The 18453-nt window shown below is 67.6% G+C and carries 19 protein-coding genes; 11 read left to right on the top strand and 8 right to left on the bottom strand.

Going from position 1 to position 18453, the window contains the following annotated elements; genetic code table 11:
• Positions 1-105: 105 nt before the first annotated feature.
• Both VFY73_RS09860 and VFY73_RS09855 read right to left on the bottom strand, forming a co-directional pair.
• The gene (locus tag VFY73_RS09860) at positions 106-1095 is read right to left on the bottom strand and encodes a phosphotransferase enzyme family protein (protein WP_329718141.1); all 990 of its coding nucleotides are present in this window, start codon (positions 1093-1095) and stop codon (positions 106-108) included.
• Between the two features lie 145 nt (positions 1096-1240).
• Positions 1241-2926, bottom strand: coding sequence for an electron transfer flavoprotein-ubiquinone oxidoreductase (locus VFY73_RS09855; protein WP_329718139.1), 1686 nt, complete (start codon positions 2924-2926; stop codon positions 1241-1243).
• 261 nt (positions 2927-3187) lie between these two features.
• Between VFY73_RS09855 and VFY73_RS09850 the strand changes: the two genes are divergently transcribed.
• The 3 genes from VFY73_RS09850 to VFY73_RS09840 are packed head-to-tail and all read left to right on the top strand — an operon-like array spanning position 3188 to position 5065.
• Positions 3188-3970, top strand: coding sequence for an SDR family oxidoreductase (locus VFY73_RS09850; RefSeq protein WP_329718137.1), 783 nt, complete (start codon positions 3188-3190; stop codon positions 3968-3970).
• Between the two features lie 11 nt (positions 3971-3981).
• A complete protein-coding gene (locus VFY73_RS09845; RefSeq protein WP_329718135.1) occupies positions 3982-4638 on the top strand; it encodes a YceH family protein in 657 nt (218 codons plus the stop codon).
• 7 nt (positions 4639-4645) lie between these two features.
• Complete coding sequence (locus tag VFY73_RS09840; RefSeq protein ID WP_329718133.1) at positions 4646-5065, top strand: thioesterase family protein; 420 nt, start codon at positions 4646-4648, stop codon at positions 5063-5065.
• 56 nt (positions 5066-5121) lie between these two features.
• Here the strand turns inward: VFY73_RS09840 and VFY73_RS09835 are convergent, their stop codons facing one another.
• The 4 genes from VFY73_RS09835 to VFY73_RS09820 all read right to left on the bottom strand — a co-directional run bounded on the left by VFY73_RS09835 (position 5122) and on the right by VFY73_RS09820 (position 8619).
• Positions 5122-6885 carry a right-handed parallel beta-helix repeat-containing protein gene (locus tag VFY73_RS09835; RefSeq protein WP_329718131.1) on the bottom strand — a complete coding sequence of 588 codons (1764 nt, stop codon included), beginning with the start codon at positions 6883-6885 and terminating at the stop codon, positions 5122-5124.
• 178 nt (positions 6886-7063) lie between these two features.
• Positions 7064-7471 (bottom strand): hypothetical protein, encoded by a 408-nt coding sequence (locus tag VFY73_RS09830; RefSeq protein WP_329718129.1) that lies wholly within the window; start codon positions 7469-7471, stop codon positions 7064-7066.
• A gap of 144 nt (positions 7472-7615) precedes the next feature.
• The gene (locus tag VFY73_RS09825; protein ID WP_329718230.1) at positions 7616-8158 is read right to left on the bottom strand and encodes a PAS and helix-turn-helix domain-containing protein; all 543 of its coding nucleotides are present in this window, start codon (positions 8156-8158) and stop codon (positions 7616-7618) included.
• A gap of 23 nt (positions 8159-8181) precedes the next feature.
• A complete protein-coding gene (locus VFY73_RS09820; protein WP_329718127.1) occupies positions 8182-8619 on the bottom strand; it encodes a PaaI family thioesterase in 438 nt (145 codons plus the stop codon).
• A 97-nt stretch (positions 8620-8716) separates the two neighbouring features.
• On the opposite strand from VFY73_RS09820, the gene VFY73_RS09815 reads away from it, so the two are divergent.
• Positions 8717-9415 carry a CoA transferase subunit A gene (locus VFY73_RS09815; RefSeq protein WP_329718125.1) on the top strand — a complete coding sequence of 233 codons (699 nt, stop codon included), beginning with the start codon at positions 8717-8719 and terminating at the stop codon, positions 9413-9415.
• A 13-nt stretch (positions 9416-9428) separates the two neighbouring features.
• Positions 9429-10067: a CoA transferase subunit B gene (locus VFY73_RS09810; RefSeq protein ID WP_329718123.1), complete on the top strand. Its 639-nt coding sequence runs from the start codon at positions 9429-9431 to the stop codon at positions 10065-10067.
• Positions 10068-10141: 74 nt separating this feature from the next.
• Here VFY73_RS09810 and VFY73_RS09805 read toward each other — a convergent pair whose 3' ends face one another.
• Entirely contained in the window at positions 10142-11053 is a 912-nt protein-coding gene (locus VFY73_RS09805; RefSeq protein WP_329718121.1) for a LysR family transcriptional regulator, read from the bottom strand.
• A 139-nt stretch (positions 11054-11192) separates the two neighbouring features.
• Between VFY73_RS09805 and VFY73_RS09800 the strand changes: the two genes are divergently transcribed.
• The 4 genes from VFY73_RS09800 (at position 11193) to VFY73_RS09785 (ending at position 15704) form a co-directional block, all read left to right on the top strand.
• A complete protein-coding gene (locus VFY73_RS09800) occupies positions 11193-11972 on the top strand; it encodes an SDR family NAD(P)-dependent oxidoreductase (RefSeq protein ID WP_329718119.1) in 780 nt (259 codons plus the stop codon).
• 72 nt (positions 11973-12044) lie between these two features.
• Positions 12045-13904 carry a gamma-glutamyltransferase family protein gene (locus VFY73_RS09795; RefSeq protein WP_329718117.1) on the top strand — a complete coding sequence of 620 codons (1860 nt, stop codon included), beginning with the start codon at positions 12045-12047 and terminating at the stop codon, positions 13902-13904.
• A 10-nt stretch (positions 13905-13914) separates the two neighbouring features.
• Entirely contained in the window at positions 13915-14850 is a 936-nt protein-coding gene (locus VFY73_RS09790; RefSeq protein WP_329718115.1) for a diacylglycerol/lipid kinase family protein, read from the top strand.
• Positions 14847-15704 (top strand): metallophosphoesterase family protein, encoded by an 858-nt coding sequence (locus tag VFY73_RS09785; protein ID WP_329718113.1) that lies wholly within the window; start codon positions 14847-14849, stop codon positions 15702-15704. Before VFY73_RS09790 ends, VFY73_RS09785 begins: the two co-directional genes overlap by 4 nt.
• Here the strand turns inward: VFY73_RS09785 and VFY73_RS09780 are convergent.
• A complete protein-coding gene (locus VFY73_RS09780) occupies positions 15650-16690 on the bottom strand; it encodes a quinone-dependent dihydroorotate dehydrogenase (RefSeq protein ID WP_329718111.1) in 1041 nt (346 codons plus the stop codon). The two genes, VFY73_RS09785 and VFY73_RS09780, sit on opposite strands and share 55 nt — an antisense overlap.
• A 149-nt stretch (positions 16691-16839) precedes the next feature.
• Between VFY73_RS09780 and VFY73_RS09775 the strand changes: the two genes are divergently transcribed.
• Both VFY73_RS09775 and rpiA read left to right on the top strand, forming a co-directional pair.
• Positions 16840-17622, top strand: a complete 783-nt coding sequence (locus VFY73_RS09775) for a response regulator (RefSeq protein WP_329718109.1) — start codon at positions 16840-16842, stop codon at positions 17620-17622.
• 89 nt (positions 17623-17711) lie between these two features.
• On the top strand, positions 17712-18374 hold the full coding sequence (gene rpiA, locus VFY73_RS09770; protein ID WP_329718107.1) for a ribose-5-phosphate isomerase RpiA: 663 nt from the start codon (positions 17712-17714) through the stop codon (positions 18372-18374).
• Positions 18375-18453 lie beyond the last annotated feature (79 nt).

Below are 18453 nucleotides of genomic sequence, written 5' to 3'. Positions count from 1 at the left end.
ACGCATTGCGTGAAATATACGTGTTAGCGGTCCCCTCGCGACGGAGCTGGTCTTGCGGTGCCCGGAGCGAGGTCTTGCGAGACCCGGTGCGAGCGTCCCGCAGGGTCAATGGTCGAAGAACTCACCGGCGCGCTGCAGAAAGCCGCGTCCCCACGGCCGCTCGTCCAGCGTCGGCCAGCAATCGAGCACCCATTCGATGGTGTTGATCATGCGGATCTCGATGTAAGCGTCGAGCTGCCGCTCGATGCCGGGTGGCAGCGGGCGCTCTTCGGCATAACCTTCGAGCAGGGCGGCGCGGTGGCGTGGGTACAGCGGCGCGTGGTCGCAGGCACCGATGACCGGGTGCTTCAGGTATTGCAATGCCGCAGCCAGGTCCAGCGCGTGGTGGCCGTAGCCGCATTCACTGAAGTCGATCGCGCCGGCGGCGGTGCCTTCGAACAGCAGGTTCCACGGGTGCAGATCTGCGTGGACGAAGCCCCAGGCGCTGCGGTCGCGCGGGAAGCTGGCCAGCTCATCGATCAGGCGCCGGGCGGCGGCCTGGACACGCCGATGGGCGGCTTCAGGCATGGCGGGGTGATGCACTCGACTGCCGTCGGCCCAGGTGGTGAGGTCGGGCCCGTCACCATCGCCCAGGCGCTGGCCGACGATCTGGCCGTTGGCGACCATGCGTTCGGCCACGCGGTGCATCGCGCCGGCGAGCCGGCCCACACGCTGCAAGTGCACCGGCCGCAAGGCCTTGTCGAGCAATCGGCCCTGGACCCAGCTCAGCACCACCGCGAGGCGGCCATCGGGCCAGCGTTGGATGAAGCGGCCATCGAGAGCTGGTTGTGGCGTCGGCACGTGCAGGCCTTCGGCGCCGAGCGCGACGAGCCAGTTCACCTCATCGGCGATCGCCGTCTCGTTGACGATGCGGGTTGGGTAGATGCGCAGCGCCAGGTCCGGCAAGCCAGGCATCGAGACGCGATAGATCTCGCAATCGAGCCGCGCGACGCAGCGCACACGGGCGACATCGATGCCGTAGAACTCGGCCAGCCAGGAATGAACGGGCATGATCCGGGCGGACGGCGTGGGGCGAAACGCGGCGAAGTCGTTCATGGGAGGCGGATCATGGCCGATCACGCCGCGAATCAGGCGCCGCGACAACGCCTTCCATCCTCAATACGAACGATGCCGCGCGCGCCGATGTGGCCCCGAAGCGCGTTTTCGGGCCCAACGCCTGGCTGGCGCCCGGCGCGGGGAGTCACATCCCCGCGTAGTTCGGCCCGCCGCCGCCTTCGGGGGTGACCCAGACGATGTTCTGCGTCGGATCCTTGATGTCGCAGGTCTTGCAGTGCACGCAGTTCTGCGCGTTGATCTGCAGGCGGTCTTTGCCGTCGTCGCTCTTGACGAATTCGTAGACGCCGGCGGGGCAGTAGCGGCTCTCGGGGCCTGCGTACTTGCTCAGGTTCACCGAGACCGGGATCGAGTCGTTCTTCAGCGTCAGGTGGGCCGGCTGGTTTTCTTCGTGGTTCGTGTTGCTGATGAACACCGACGAGAGACGGTCGAAGCTCAGCTTGTTGTCGGGCTTCGGGTAAGTGATGGGCTGGCACTGGTCGGCCGGCTTCAGGTACTCGTGGTCGCGCTTGGTGGCGTGCAGCGTCCACGGCGGGCTTTGCACGCCCAGCTTGGGCAGCAGCCACTGCTCGATGCCGGTCATCAGCTTGCCGACCAGGTCGCCCTTCTTGAACCAGAGCTTGAAGTTGCGCGTCTGCTGCAGCTCTTCGTTGAGCCAGCTCTTCTCGAAGGCTTGCGGGTAGGCGCTCAGCTCGTCGGCGCTGCGGCCGGCCTTCAATGCATCGAACAACGCGTCGGCGCAGAGCATGCCGCTCTTGATCGCGGCGTGGCTTCCTTTGATGCGTGCGGCGTTCAAGTAGCCGGCATCGCAGCCGATCAGCGCGCCGCCGGGGAACACGGTCTTGGGCAGCGCTTGCGGCGTTCCGTTGTTGATCGCGCGCGCGCCATAGCCGATGCGCTTGCCACCTTCGATGTGGGCGCGGATGGCAGGGTGCGTCTTCCAGCGCTGCATTTCCTCGAACGGGCTCATGTACGGGTTCTGGTAGTCCAGCCCGATCACGAAGCCGAGCGTCACCTTGTTGTCTTCGAGGTGGTAGAGGAAGCCGCCGCCGAAGGTGTCGTCCACCATCGGCCAGCCGGCGGTGTGCACCACCAGGCCCGGCCTGGCCTTGTCGGCCGGCACTTCCCACAGCTCCTTGATGCCGATGGCATAGCTTTGCGGGTCCTTGCCTTCGTCGAGCTTGTACTTGGCCAGCAACTGCTTGCCCAGGTGGCCGCGCGCGCCTTCGGCAAAGATCGTGTACTTGCCCAGCAGCTCCATGCCGAGCTGGAAGCCGTCGTGCGGCTGCCCGTCTTTGCCGATACCCAGGTCGCCGGTGGCCACGCCACGCACGCGGCCTTGCTCGTCGTACAGCACTTCGGCGGCAGAGAAGCCGGGGAAGATCTCGACGCCGAGGCTTTCAGCCTGCTGCGCCATCCACTTGACGACATTGCTCAGCGAGATGACGTAGCAGCCGTCGTTGTGCAGGTTGCGCGGCACCAGGAAGTCCGGCGTGCGGTTCGAGCCGGTCTCGCTCAGGAACAGCACGTCGTCGCCGGTCACGGCCTGATTCAATGGCGCGCCGAGCTCCTTCCAGTTCGGGAACAGCTCGTTCATCGCGCGCGGGTCCATCACCGCGCCGGAGAGAATGTGCGCGCCGGGCTCCGAGCCTTTTTCCAGCACCACCACGTTGACCTCGCCGCCTTTTTCAGCGGCCAGCTGCTTCAGGCGGATGGCTGTGGCCAGGCCTGCGGGGCCGCCACCGACGATCACCACGTCGTATTCCATCGATTCGCGGGGGCCGTGTTGGGCAAGCAGTTCGGGGGCGGTCATGGCAGGTCTTTCGAGTGGTGACGGCGGCCGGGCGGCCAGCGGCTCGGGCCGCGTGGGGGCAGTGGCCCCGGGGCACGGGCCCAGGCGGAGCGAGGGCATTCTAGCGGCAGCGCGGAAAAATAGAACGATCGTGCTTTTCTGTTGTGGCCTCGATGCCGCACCCGGCCTGATGGTGACCTCGCCGAGGGGTGACATGCCGGCGCTGAACCGGGCGTGCTACGCTTTTCGCTCCCTTGCCCGAAAGCGCAGCGCGCCCAAACCATGAGCTACAACATCGATCTGTCCGGCCGCGTGGCCCTCATCACCGGGGCGTCCAGTGGCCTGGGCGCGCAATTCGCCCGCACGTTGGCCAAGGCGGGCGCCGCGGTGGTGTTGTCGGCCCGCCGCGTCGAGCGCCTGAAGACCTTGCGCGCCGAGATCGAAGGCGCCGGCGGTGACGCCCACGTGGTGGCGATGGACGTGAGCGACCCGGTCAGCATCCGTGCCGGCGTGGCCCACGCCGAGACCGAGGTCGGCACACTCGACCTGCTGGTCAACAACGCCGGCGTCAGCACGACGCAGAAGCTGCTCGAGGTGACGCCCGAAGACTTCGACTACGTGATGGACACCAACGTGCGCGGCGCCTTCTTCGTCGCGCAGGAAGTGGGCAAGCGCATGGTCGCGCGGGCCCGTGGCGCGGCACCTGGCACCTTCACCGGCGGGCGCATCGTCAACATCGCGTCGATGGCCGGCGTGCGTGTGCTGAGCCAGATCGGCGTCTACGCGATGAGCAAGGCTGCGGTGATCCACATGACCCGCGCGATGGCGCTCGAATGGGGCCGCTACGACATCAACGTCAACTGCATCTGCCCCGGCTATATCGACACCGAGATCAACCACCACCACTGGCAGACCGACGCCGGCCAGAAGCTGGTGCAGATGATGCCGCGCAAGCGCATCGGCAAACCGGAAGACCTGGACCTGATGCTGCTGTCGCTGTGCGCGAAGGAAAGCCACTTCGTGAACGGTGCGGTCATCCAGGCCGACGACGGCTTTGGAGTCTGAGCGCGCTGCCGATGGAATTGCGAACTCTCACGCCCTTGGAGGCGCGCGTGCTCGGCGTGCTGGTCGAAAAGCAGCACACCGTGCCGGACACCTACCCGCTGTCGCTGAACGCGCTGCAGTCGGGCTGCAACCAGAAGACCGCCCGCGTACCGGTGATGGAGGCCAGCGAGGCCGATCTGCTGGTCGCCGTCGACAGCCTGAAGCACCTTCACCTGATCTTCGAAGTCAGCGGCAGCCGCGTCGCGCGCTACGAGCACAACCTGGGCCGTGTGCTCGGCGTGCCCAGCCAGTCGGTCGCGCTGCTGGCGGTGCTGATGCTGCGTGGGCCGCAGACCTCGGCGGAGCTGCGGCTGAACTGCGAGCGGCTGCATCGCTTTGCCGACATCTCGTCGGTCGAAGGTTTCCTCGACGAGCTGTCCACCAAGCAGCCGGCGAGGGTGGTGAAGCTGGCGCGTGCCCCGGGTGAGCGTGAAGCTCGCTGGGCCCACCTGCTTTGCGGCGAACCGGTGCAACCCAGCGCGGGATTCAGCGCAGCCGCCGGTGACGGCGGCGGTGTGGCGGCAGGCGAGGTCGCGGCCCTTCGCGGGGAGGTGACACGCTTGTCCGATGAGCTGGCCGCGCTGCGGGCCGACCTGGCCGCCGTCAAGGCCGAGCTGGGGATCGGCTGACGACGACATGCGCTTCGAACTGCCGGCCGACAAGAAGCTGACCTACGAGATGGTGATCCCCATCCGCTGGGGTGACATGGACGCGATGGGCCATGTCAACAACACGGTCTACTTTCGCTACTTCGAGATCATCCGCGTGCAGTGGCTGCACGAGGTGGGCGGTGCGCCCGATCCGTCGGCACAAGGCCCGGTGATCGTCAACGCCTTCTGCAACTTCATCAAGCAGCTGGAATACCCGGGCGACGTGCTCGCCAAGCACTACGTGGCCAACCTCGGCCGGACCAGCTTCGACACCTTCATCACGCTGGAGCGCACCGACCAGCCCGGCGTGATCCACGCCGAAGGCGGCGCGACGACGGTGTGGGTCGACTTCCCGGCAGGTAAGTCGGTGCCGGTGCCGGACTGGTTGCGGGCACTGATCGCCTGACGGCGGCCCGGCGCGAAGCCGGGCACCCGGTGAGTCGGCCCGGCCGCCAAATCGTCTTACGGCTTGTACTCGTGGGCACCGATGTCCCACGCGCTCAACGCGCGCTTGGTGCCGAAGTAGTCGTGCCAGATGCTCGGCATCACGATCGAATACTGGGCGGCGTCGATCGCCGGTGAGCCGGCGGCGAGCATGTACTCCTTCGGCGAGCTGCCGTTCGCGTCGATGAACTGCGGGTCGGCGAGCACGTCGGCATGGCTGGCGCAGGCGCCGGGCGACGTCGGTGCCCACCACAGGTTGGCCAGGCAGTCGAAGCCGACCGCAGGCACCTTGGCCACAGGCCAGGCGGAGTCGGTCTTCCAGATGTTGCTCTGGACGTGGTTGCCGGTGTGGTTGCCCGTGTCCACGATCGCCAGCGCGTTCTCCCAGGTGCGGCTGACCGTGTTGTTCAGGATGTCGACCTTCTTCAGCCCGGTCATGCTGCGCGGGTGATAGTGGTCTGACTTCTCCCAATAGAAGTTGATGCCGAAGCGGCTGTTCACCACGATGTTGTTGGTGATCCGCAGGCGGCTCAGCGGCTGGTGGTTGTCGTAGTCGGCCCGCTCGTTGGCCATGCCGATGCCGCCGGCCGGCGCGCCGCAGCGGAAGAAGTCCGTCAGCGTCGGGTCGTTGATCGACTCGTTCCGGTCCACGACGCTGTTCGACGCGTTGTTCAAGTAGTAGTTGACGCCGAAGTTGTCGTGGGCGTCGTTGAGCTTGACGGTGGCGCGCGTGGCGTCGTTGAGGGTGATGCCTTCGCCGTAATTGCGGTACACCGAGTTGTTCTGGACGATGGCGTCGTCGGTGCGGCTGACGTTCAGTGCCGACGGCCAGCCGAAGCCCTGGCAGCGCGGGGTGCCGTCGCCCTCGTTGACCCTGGCCACCAGGGTGACGGTGTTGTCGAGCACCTTGACGCCCGCATGACGCTTGCGGATCGCCCAGTCGTACGGGTCTGCCAGGTAGATGCCCGAGCCGGCGATGTTCTCGACATGGTTGCCCTGGATCACGACGTTCTCGGAGGGCCGGATCTTGATGCCGTCCTTGCCTTGGCTGCCGACGACCTTGCGAACGTTCCTGACGGTGTTGTTCGCGACGGTGGCGCCCACCGCTTCGACGATCACGATGCCGTCGCCGTCGGTCACCGTGTCGATCAGGTTGCGGCTGACGGTGAGGTTGTTGCCGAGCATCAGGTACAGGGCGGTGTTCTTGTTGTTGATGAACTCGTTGCGCTCGAAGACATCGCTGTGGTCCACGTTGCGCTGGCCGTCCAGGTAGATGCCGTAGACGTTGGAGTGCTGGAGCTTGCTGTCGCTGACCCGGATGTGGTGGCTGCGCTTGATGCGGATCAGGCTGCCTTCGGGCGTCGAGGTGCCGTCCAGCACCAGGTTGGCGAGAACCAGGTTGCTCGAGTCCTCGATGGCGATGCAGTCGGGTGTCGGGTCGGTGTCCTGGGTCCGGCGCGGGACCGCGCAGGTCAGCTGGTGGCCGCCGCCGGGCACCAGGGGCTCGCCGTTGATCGTGATCGCCTGCCCGCTCGGGTTCTTGACGATCAGGACACGACTGTTGACCGTGTAGTGGCCCACGACCGTCAACGTGTCACCGGCCTGGAGGACGTCGGTGATGGCGCGCTGCAGGTTGCCCCATGGCTGTTCCCGGGTGCCGGGGCCGCTGTTGTCGGCGGTGCCTGAGGCCGACACGTAGTAGTGCGCCGCGACGGCGGCCGACGGCAGCCCTTGCAGGGCCAGCAAGCCCGCCGTGGCCAAGGTCTTTCGAATCAGCGACACGGTCTTCCTTCACGTTTGTTTTTGGCGCGCACATTGTGGCGACGCCCGTTGTCGAACAAGGCTGGGAAGACGTTTCAAGGCGTAATGCGCCCCTTGCCAAAAGGAAGTGGCGCAGCGCCTTGCTCGGCGCCGCGCCTTGTTCCGCGCTGCGGATCGGATGTTCAGTCAGCGCGTGCCGTCACGGTGCGGCGGTGGTCGGGCAGACCATCGCATACTGCACTTGCATGATCCGGACCGACTCGCGGTTGGGCGGGAAGTCGAGCGCGCCGAGGAAGGTCAGCACCTTGCCCTTGAGGTCAGCGACGGTCTTCGGATCGTCGATCACCTTGATGTCGAGTTCGGTGTTGCGCGGGATTTTGTCCAAGTCCGACTGATCGCCCGGCAGGGCCGCCTGCAGGAATCCCGTCAGCATGAAGATGATCTTGTCGGCGTGCGCCGCGCGAATGATGACGCCATTGGTGGTGCCGCACTTGATCACGGCACCCTTGCCGACGGGGTCGACCGGCGGAACGGCGGCGCTGGTCATGGAGGGGGCGATGGTTGCCGCGGCGAAGGCGGCGGCAAGGCATGTGCGCAAGACGTTCATGTTCCTGCTCCTGTGTGAGTGGACGTGGAGGCGAGAAGGCCGCCGACGCCAGACCTGGCGGTCGCTCTCAGCCTTCTCGTTGACATGAACGTGCTGGCGGCCCTGCAACCGGACACGCCGGCCGTCTGGCCAGAAGAAAAGTGATCAGCCGCCGAGCAGCCGGTGCACCAGCTCGGGCGTGGTGCTGGCGCCGACCTTGCGCATCAGCCGGGCGCGGTAGACATCGACCGTGCGCGGGCTGATCGCCAGCCGTTTGCCGATCTGCTTGCTGGTCGCGCCATCGATCAGCAGCGCGGCGATTTCGCGTTCGCGTGGCGTGAAGTCGACCTTCAGCACACGCCGCGCCGACAAGTCTTCGAAAGTCCAGATGCCGGCGGCGTGCGGGTCGTTCGCGTCCAGCGCGCGGCCCGACACATGGCACCAGAACAGCTCGCCGTCGATGCGCTTCATCACCCGGTCGTCGGCGTAGAACCCGTCGATGCCCAGGCTGGCGACGATGCGCGCGCCGGTGCGTTCGTACTCGTCGGCGCTGGGGTACAGCGCCTCGAACGACTGGCCGATCAACTGGTCAGGCTGGGCGCGGAACATCTCCAGCACCCGCCGGTTGCAGTCCACCACCAGCCGGTGGCGAGACAGGATCATGCCGATCGGGGCCTGGTGGAAGGCCGTGCGGTAATCGAGGTCGATCGCCGGCGCCACGGACACGGCGCTCACAGCAGCGCGTAGGTGGTGGTCGCGTGGGCAGCCAGCTTGCCATCGGGCAGCAGGCATTCGATCTCGCCGAAGACGAGCTGGCGGCCGGGCTTCAACACCCGGGCGACCAGGGTCACCTCGCCGGCGTCCCTGGCCACGGGTCGCAGGAAGCTGGTCTGCAACTGCACGGTGGTCATCGGTCGGAAACCGCCGAGTTGCGCACTGATCGCCAGCACCATCGCAGTGTCGGCCGCGGCCATCAGCGTCTGGCCGCACATCACGCCGCCGCCGTGCACATGGCGGCTGCCCACCGGCAGCGCGAGCATCACGCCATCAGGCTCGACGGCGCGGACGACGAGGTCCAGTTCCTGCACCCAGGGGGCGAACATCGAGGCGAGCAGGTCTTGCAGGTGGGCGGCGTCAACCGGGCCGGCCGGGCGGGTGGGTGCAGTCATGTGTCGGACAAACCTTAGTCAAATCTACGTAACGACTACTTAATGTGTTACGTAGTACCCTTCGTGCCTATTCGAACAAGCCCGGAGGCAATTCCGAATGAACAAGGTTTACCCAAGCGCCGCTGCAGCGCTGGACGGCATCGTCAAGGACGGTCAGTTGATGGCGGTCGGCGGTTTCGGCCTCTGCGGCATCCCCGAGGCCCTGATCGACGCGCTGCAGGCCAGCGGCGTCAAGGGCCTGACGGTGATCTCGAACAACGCCGGTGTCGACGGTTTCGGCCTTGGCAAGCTGCTGAACACGCGGCAGATCAAGAAGATGATCTCCAGCTATGTCGGCGAGAACAAGGAGTTCGAGCGCCAGTACCTGTCGGGCGAGCTGGAACTGGAGTTCACGCCGCAAGGCACGCTGGCCGAGAAGCTGCGCGCCGGCGGCGCCGGCATTCCGGCCTTCTTCACCAAGACTGGGGTCGGCACCATCGTGGCTGAAGGCAAGGAATTGCGCGAGTTCGACGGCCAGACCTACGTGATGGAGCGCTCGCTGAAGCCCGAGGTGTCGCTGGTCAAGGCGCACATCGCTGACAAAAGCGGCAACCTGGTTTTCCGCCGCACCGCGCGCAACTTCAACCCCAACGTGGCTCAGGCCGGCAAGGTCACGATCGTCGAGGTCGAGAAGATCGTCGAGACCGGCGAGCTGGACCCGGACCAGGTCCACCTGCCTGGCATCTTCGTGCACCGCATCGTGCTGAACACGACGCCGGAAAAGCGCATCGAACAACGCACGACCCGCAAGGCCTGAAGGAGATCGACAAATGGCATGGACCCGCGATGAAATGGCCGCCCGCGCTGCGAAGGAACTGCAGGACGGCTTCTATGTGAACCTGGGCATCGGCCTGCCCACGATGGTGGCCAACCACGTGCCGGCTGGCGTGGAGGTGTGGCTGCAAAGCGAGAACGGCCTGCTCGGTATCGGCCCGTTCCCGACCGAAGACGAGGTCGACCCCGACATGATCAACGCCGGCAAGCAGACCGTGACCACGCTGCCTGGTTCGTCGATCTTCTCCAGCGCGGACAGCTTCGGCATGATCCGCGGCGGCAAGATCAACCTGGCCATCCTGGGCGCGATGCAGGTCAGCGAAAAAGGCGACCTGGCGAACTGGATGATCCCCGGCAAGATGGTCAAGGGCATGGGCGGTGCGATGGACCTCGTCGCCGGCGTCGGCCGCGTGATCGTGCTGATGGAGCATGTCGCGACCAAGAAAGACGGCTCGACCGACCTGAAGATCATCCCCAGCTGCACGTTGCCGCTCACTGGCCTGGGCGTGGTCAACCGCATCATCACCGACCTCGCGGTGATGGACGTGACGCCGCAAGGGCTGAAGCTCGTCGAGCTGGCCGAAGGCGTGACGCGCGAAGAGGTGCAGAGCAAGACCGGCGTGCCGCTGCACTGAGCGGTTTCTCGACCGATCCCCCAAGCAACGCCGGCGCTCGCCGGCGTTGTCGTTTGTGCGGCGGACCGTCGGCCTCAGGCCCAGGGCTCGAGGTGCGGTGCCATGACCTCGGCCAGCCAATCCATCACGGCCCGCACGCGTTGGGGCAGGTGGCGGCGGTTGGCATAGAGCAGGTGCACCGGCATCGACGGTGCCCGATGCGCGGGCAGCACTTCGACCAACGCCCCATCGGCGATGAGCCCAAGCACCCCATGCTCGGGAGCCTGGATCAGGCCGAGGCCTGCCAGGCACGCCGCCTGGTAGGCCTCGGCGTTGTTCACCGTTACCGAACCGCCCATCGACACGGTGCGCGCGCTGCCGTCGGGCTGCGCGATGTCGAACCCATCGGGTCGCGCCCCCAGCACCGGCACATAGTGCACCAGCTGGTGCTTCGCCAGTTCGTCGGGCGACTGCGGCGTGCCCCACCGCGCAAGGTAGCCGGGGCTCGCGCAATTGACCATGCGAAAGCGCCCCAGCGGCCGCGCGATGAGGCCGCTGTCCAGCACGGCGCCGGCACGCAGCACGCAATCGAAGCCCTCACGCACCACGTCGACCCGGCGGTCGGTGCTGCTGATCTCGACTTCCAGCTTGGGGTGACGCTGCAAAAGCTCTGGCAGGCGCGGGATCACCATGTGGCGCGCGGCGCCCGTCGACATGTCGATCCGCACCCGGCCGCGCAACTCGGGCGCGCTGCGCTGGAACAACGCCTGCAACTCGTCGACATCGGCCAGCAGGTCACGGCAGCGTTCGTGGAACGCGAGGCCGTCTTGCGTCAGCTGCACCTTGCGCGTCGTCCGGTGCAACAGCCGCGTGCCGAGGTGGTTTTCGAGTGCCTGGATGGTGGTCGAGACTTTGCCTTTGGGCCAGCCCAGCCGGTCGGCGGCCTGCGTGAAGCTGCCCAGTTCAGCGACTTGGACAAAAGCGTTCAGTTGGTCCAGCAGGCTCATGGCGTGTCGTTTGACTGTTCTTGCTACAAGAACAAATTGATCAATTCATGGCAATTTATCAGCGCACATGAGATCAATAAAGTCCCGTCATCGCTTCCCTTCTCCTCCTTTCCTTCTTTCCCCTGCACAAGGATTTGCCATGACGACGACAGCCTCCACCCCCTCTCTGAACATCGCCCTCGTCACCGGCGGCAGCCGTGGCCTGGGCCGCGCCGCGGCGCTGCACCTGGCGCGTCAGGGCTTCGACGTGTTGCTGACCTTCCGCACCCGCGCCGACGAAGCGTCCGATGTGGTGTCGCAGATCGAAGCGCTGGGCCGACGCGCCCTGGCCTTGCCGCTGGACATCGGCAGCACCGCCGGCTTCGCGGCCTTTGCCGACCAGGTGCAGACGGCGCTGTCGAAGCACTTCGGCCGCAACGACCTCGACGCGTTGGTCAACAACGCGGGTGCAGGTGTTCACGCGCCGCTGGCCGAGACGACCGAGGCCCAGTTCGACCAGATGTTCAACATCCACCTGAAGGGTGTGCTGTTCCTGACGCAGCACCTGCTGCCGTTGCTGGCCGATGGCGGCCGCATCCTCAACGTCTCGTCCGGCCTGGCGCGCTTCACTTTCCCGGGCTATGGAGCGTACGCGGCGATGAAGGGCGGCATCGAGGTGATGACGCGCTACCTGGCGAAGGAGCTGGCGCCGCGCGGCATCACCGTCAACGTGGTCGCGCCGGGCGCGGTCGAGACAGACTTCGGCGACGGCGCGGTGCGTGACAACGCGCAGCTGAACGCGGCGATCGCCGCGCAGACGACGCTGGGCCGTGTTGGCCGGCCGGACGACATCGGTGCCGCCGTGGCGATGTTGCTGTCACCGGGCAGCGCTTGGATCACGGGCCAGCGCATCGAGGTGTCGGGCGGCATGGTGCTCTGAGGGACTTTGCGCGACGCCACCGCCGTGCGGCGGTGGCATCATGCGCCGCTTTGCAACCAAGGGGCGCGGCGCATGGATGGCGGGGTGAACGGGCGGGTGTTTGTTTGGCGGCTGCTGCCCTGGCTGGTCGCGGTGAGCCTGTCGGCCTGCAGCCAGGCGCCGGTTCAGACACCGGACGACGTGCCCCGCGCACCCGAGGCGGCCACCGGCCTGGCCGCCGCAGCCGCGCCGCAACGCTGGCAACACTGGGCCGTGGCCACGGCCCACCCGGCAGCCAGCGAGGCCGGCGCGACGATGTTGCGACAGGGCGGCAACGCGCTCGACGCGGCGATCGCCGTGCAACTGGTGCTGGCCCTGGTCGAGCCGCAGTCCAGCGGCTTGGGCGGTGGCGCCTTTCTGCTGCATTGGGACGGTGCCGGCTTGCAGGCCTGGGACGGTCGCGAGACGGCCCCGGCGGCGGCCACCGAGTCGCTGTTTCTCGATACCGCCGGCCAGCCGATGAAGCTCGATGCCGCCGTGACCGGTGGCCGCTCCGTGGGCACGCCCGGCGCCGTGCGCATGCTGGAGGCGGCCCACCGCAAGCACGGCCATTTGCCCTGGGCCCGGCTCTTCGAGCCGGCGATCACCTTGGCAGAGCGCGGCTTCGTCGTCGGCCCCCGTCTGGCGGGCTTGCTGCGCGGTGCCGATGCCGAGCCCTTGCGCCGCGACCCTCAGGCCGCGGCCTACTTCTTCCGTCCCTCAGGCACCGGGCCGGACGAGCCGTTGGCGGTGGGCGAGCGGGTGCGCAACCCTGCGTTTGCCGCCGTGCTGCGCCGGCTCGCTACCGAGGGCAGCAAGGCCTTGCACCAGGGCAGCATGGCCGCAGACATCGTGCGCCGCGTGCGCCAGTACCCGGGCCATCCGGGCGTGTTGAGCGAGTCAGACCTCGCGGCCTACCAGCCGAAGCAGCGCGAGCCGATCTGCACGCTGTGGCGTCACCGGTACCGCGTTTGCGGCTTCCCGCCGCCGTCGTCCGGCCACATTGCGGTGATGCAGATGCTGGGCATGCTGGACCAATTGCCGGCGCCGCCTCCGCCGTTGGAAAGCGGCGTGCCGAGTCCCGGCTTCCTGCACCGCTATGCCGAGGTGGCCCGTCTGGCATTCGCCGACCGCGCGCAGTACGTGGCCGACCCTGATTTCGTGGCGCCGCCCGCGGGCCGCTGGAGCAGCCTGCTCGACGAGCCATACCTGGCGCAGCGCGCCACGCTGGTCAACGACCGGCGCAGCCTGGGCACCGCGACGGCCGGCGAGCCGGCGGCGCCGGCCCGCTCCAGCCAATGGGCGCCGCAGCTCGATCAGCCCGAATACGGCACCAGCCATATCAGCATCGTCGACAGGCAAGGCCACGCGGTGTCGATGACGACCACCATCGAGACCGCCTTCGGCAGCCGCGTGATGAGCGACGGCGGCACGGGTCTGCCCGGCGGCTTCTTGCTCAATAACGAGCTGACCGACTTCGCCTTTGCGCCCCGCGACGCCCAAGGCCGGCCGGTGGCCAACCGCGTGCAACCGGGCAAGCGGCCGCGCTCCAGCATGGGCCCGGCAATGGTCTTCGACACGCAGGCGCCGGCGCAGACGCAGCTGACGCTGGTGATGGGTTCGCCAGGCGGCTCGGCGATCATCCACTACAACGCGAAGACGCTGTTGGGCACGCTGGCCTGGGGCTTGTCACCACAGGCGACGCTGGACCTGCCCAATTTCGCCAACGACAACGGCACGACGCGGCTGGAAGCTGGCCGCTTTCCCGCGGCCACGCGCGACGCGCTGCAAGCCCGCGGCCAGCGCGTCGTCGAGCAAGACCTGACCAGCGGGGCGCAGGTCCTGCAGCGTGTCGACGGTGGCTGGCTGGGCGGTGCCGACAGGCGCCGCGAAGGCGTGGTGGTGGGTGAGTAGAGTGGGGGCCATGCCACGCACCGACGCGCCGCTTTTCATCGTACTCAACGAGGGCGCCGGGCGGGAGGACGCGGCCGATGTGCAGCAGACCATCGAACGCGTGCTGCGCGAAGGCGGTCGCACCCACCAGGTGATGCTTGCCGGCGGCGGGCGCGACCTGGCGGCGGTGGCGCGTGCGGCGGTCGAAGCGGCGCGTGGCTGTGGCGGCATCGTCGTCGCGGCCGGGGGCGATGGCACGATCAACACGGTCGCCAATGCGGTGATGGGCAGCGGCTGTGCGATGGGGGTGTTGCCGCAGGGCACTTTCAACTACTTCGGTCGCACCCACGGCATCCCGCAAGATACCGCCGAGGCGACCCGCCTGCTGCTGACCGGCGTGCCGCAGCCGGTGCAGGTGGGACTCGTCAACGATCATGCGTTCCTGGTCAACGCGAGCCTTGGGCTTTACCCCCAACTGCTGGAAGACCGCGAGGCGTACAAGCAGCGCTTCGGCCGCTCGCGCTGGGTGGCGTGGTGGGCTGCGGCCGTCTCGATGCTGCAGGCCTACCGGCCGCTGCGCCTCGAGCTCGCCAGCGGTGGCCAGGCCCGCAGCATCCGCACGCCCACGCTCTTCGTCGGCAACAACGCGCTGCAGCTCGAGCAGATCGGCATCGCGCAGGCGTCAGCCGTGTCGCAGCGTGCGCTGGTGGCCATCACCTTGCGACCGGTGGGAACGCTGGCCATGGCTTGGCTCATGCTGCGTGGCGCCTTCGGCCAGCTCGGCGAAGCAGGCGATGTGTTCAGCTTCGCCTTCGACACGCTCAGCGTGCGCCCGGCTGCGCCGCTCGGCCGCCGCCGCATCAAGGTGGCCACCGACGGCGAGGTGTTTCGCCTGCGGGCGCCGCTGCTGTTTCGCGTGGCGCCACAGCCGCTGATGCTGATCAAGCCACCTGCGGAGGCCGCATGACGGCGCTGCTGCAGGTTTCAGATCCTCACTTCGGCACCGAACGGCCGGCGGTGGTGGAGGCGCTGGTGTGCCTTGCGCAGGCCCAGAAGCCCGATGTGGTCGTGCTGTCCGGCGACATCACGCAGCGGGCGACCATCCGCCAGTTCGCCGCCGCGCGGGCCTTTTGCGACCGTCTGGGCGCGGGCGCACTGCTCGCGATCCCCGGCAACCACGACATCCCGCTGTTCGACCTGCGCAGGCGACTGCTGGATCCCTACCGGCGCCACCGCGCTGCGTTTGGCGTGGAGCTGGAGCCGGAGTGGGAATCGCCGCAGATGCGCATCGTCACCGTCAACACCACCCGCCCATGGCGGCACAAGAACGGCGAGGTGTCCGCCCGGCAGATCGACCGCGTGGCGGTGCGCGTGGCCACTGCGGCGCCGGATCAGCTGCGGATCGTGGTCGTCCACCAGCCGCTGGCGGTGTACCGCGAAGAGGACCGGCACGACCTGTTGCGTGGCCATGCCAATGCGGCACGCCGCTGGGCGGCGGCGGGGGCTGACCTGGTGCTTGGCGGTCACATCCACCTGCCGTACATCCTGGGCCTGCACGAACGCGATCCGACGCTGTCGCGCCCGCTGTGGGTGGTGCAGGCCGGTACGGCGGTCTCGTCACGGGTTCGTCACGAGGCCGGCAATTCGGTCAATATCGTGCGCCGGTTGCCGGGCGATCCACCGGGTACCTGTTGCGTCGAGCGTTGGGATTGGCGCGCCGCCTCAGGCGCATTCGAGCTCGCCGAGGCGGCCGAGTTGGCGGGCGGTCAGCGGCCGGCCAGGGCTCGCGCGATCTTCGGCACCAGCGGCGGGCCGCCATAGATGAAGCCGGTGTAGACCTGCACCAGGTCGGCACCGGCGGCGATCTTGGCCTGTGCATCTTCGGCGGTCATCACGCCGCCGACGCCGATGATCGGGAAGCGGGCACCGAGTGCGCCGCGCAGGGACCGTACGACGCGGTTGCTGGCCTCGCGCACCGGCGCGCCGGAAAGGCCACCGGTCTCTTCTGCATGCGGCAGGCCCTTGACCGCGTCACGCGCAATCGTGGTGTTGGTGGCGATCACGCCGTCCATGCCGTGCCGCTGCAGCGTTGCAGCGATGACGCCGATCTGGTCGTCGTCGAGGTCGGGCGCGATCTTCAGGAACATTGGCACGCGTCGCGACTGTTGCTGCTCCAGCAGCGCCTTGTGCTCGGTCAGCGCGCCCAGCAGTGCATCGAGCGCTTCGTCGCTCTGCAGCGCGCGCAGGTTCTTGGTGTTCGGGCTCGAGATGTTGACGGTCACGTAGTCGGCGTGCGGGAACACGCCGGTCAGCCCGGCCAGGTAGTCGTCGACCGCGTTCTCGATCGGCGTGGCTGCGTTCTTGCCGATGTTCAGGCCAAGGACGCCGCCGGCGGCCCGGAAGCTTCGCGCGCGTCGCACGTTGGCGAGAAAGGCCTCCAACCCGTCGTTGTTGAAGCCCAGCCGGTTGATCAGCGCCTGCGCCTGCGGCAGTCGGAACATGCGCGGCTTCGGGTTGCCCGGTTGCGCCTTGGGCGTGACGGTGCCGACCTCGATGAAGCCGAAGCCCATCGCACCGAAGCCGTCGATGCAGCGACCGTTCTTGTCCAGCCCCGCGGCCAGCCCCACGCGATTCGGAAAACGCAGCCCGGCCACGGTGACCGGATCGTCGACACGGCTTTGTGACCACAGGCACTGCGCCGGGGTGTTCTGCAGCCGGGCGATGGTGCCGAGCGTCAGGTCGTGCGCGGCCTCGGGGTCGAGGCCAAAAAGGAAGGGGCGGGTGAGGGCGTAAGGAACGAGTGACATGGGGCGAGATTGTCTCAGGCTGCCACCCACGGTCATTCGTCCTAGGGGGCGCACCCGGGCCTTACCCCCATCCTGGGGATGTCTGTGCGGTGGAGGCTGTCGATACTGGAGTCTTTCGTGTTTTGCCTGTCGTGCGGGAGCCGAGGGCCATGGACAAACTGCTCGAATTCCTAGCCAAGCAACTCGCCGATATCGGTGGTGCCGGTCCGCTGTTTTTGGTGGCGGCCTGCGTCGTCGGTCTGTATGCCTGGCACCAGCACCTTCTGCTGATCCGGCTGCGCGAATCGCTGGAAAAGGAAACGAAGCTCGCGCGCCAGTTGGCCGAGGACCTGACGGCGCTGAAGTCGCGCGCCGCCGAAGGCCGCAACCCCACCGACCGGCGCAGCGACGATCGGCGTGCGCCGTCGCGCGTGCTGGTGATCGAAGACAACGCGACGATGCAGCTGATCATCGAGCAAATGCTGCGGACCTGCCTGGTGGAGCCGGAGGTGCGGGTGCGCGCCTCGGCCAGCGAGGCGGTCGAAACGATCCGCCGTTTCCACCCCGACCTGTTGATCCTCGACCTGAACCTGCCCGGCGGCAACGGCCTGGAGTTGCTGAAGTACCTGCGCGGGGCGCAGTCGGATCTGCCGGTGCTCGTGTATTCCGGCTACGAAGACCAGCTGGAGCTGCTCAGCGCGTTGCGGCGCCAGGGCGGCCTCGAGAACATGACGGTGCTGCGCAAGGGCTCTGACGCCAGCGCGTTCGTCGGCCTCGTGCCGACCTTGTTCAAGCGCCGGGCCGGAGACCATGCGCAGACGGCCGAGGCACAGGCCAGCAAACGTGATCGGCGCATCGGGGCGCGCAATCGCCGCCGCGCGCTTCCGCTGGTTCAAGGGGCCGAGGCGCCTTCGGCCCGCACGCCCGCTCTGGCGGAGTCTGCGGCGTCCTGACCCCGGCAGTGGCACCGGCGCCGCGCGAATCGACCCGCTGCCATTGCGGCCATGTTCCTCGGCCTGGCGAGCCTGAGACAATCCGGCTCATGACGCAAGACGAACTGAAGGCCCTGGTTGGGCAGGCTGCGTTGGCCGAAGTGGTGCCCGGCTCGGTTGTGGGGGTGGGTACCGGGTCGACGGTGAACTGCTTCATCGACGCGCTGGCAACGATGAGGGACCGCATCACCGGTGCCATCTCGAGCTCGGTCAAGAGCACCGAGCGACTGCAGGCCCTGGGCATCCCGGTGCTCGACGCGAACGAGGTCGAATCGATCCCGGTCTACATCGACGGAGCCGACGAAATCGACCACCGTGGCCATATGGTCAAGGGCGGCGGCGCGGCGCTGACGCGCGAGAAGATCATCGCCGACCTGGCAGATCGATTCGTCTGCATTGCCGACGCGTCCAAGCTGGTCGACACGCTGGGCAGGTTTCCGCTGCCGGTGGAGGTGATCCCGATGGCGGCGGCGCAGGTCGCGCGGCGTTTCAGGCGCTGCTATGGCGGTGAAGCCACGGTGCGCGAAGGTGTGGTGACCGACAACGGCAACCTGATTCTCGATGTGCGAGGCTTGACGATCAGCGATCCGCCGGCCATGGAAGCCGAGGTCAACCAGTGGCCCGGCGTGGTCACGATGGGCGTGTTCGCGCGCCACAAGGCGAGTGTCTGCCTGCTCGGCACGCCCGAGGGTGTGAAGACCTTGCGCTTCTGAACGGCGAGGCCGGCCAGCCGCCGGCACAGAGGGTGTATCGTTGGCCCAAGGTGCCGCTCGCCGCGGCGGCATCCGCCTC

The sequence above is a fragment of the Ideonella sp. genome (assembly GCF_036277275.1).
Classification (GTDB): domain Bacteria; phylum Pseudomonadota; class Gammaproteobacteria; order Burkholderiales; family Burkholderiaceae_C; genus Ideonella.
The sequence above is the reverse complement of the archived record's forward strand: the minus strand, read 5'-3'. Positions and strand labels throughout refer to the sequence as shown.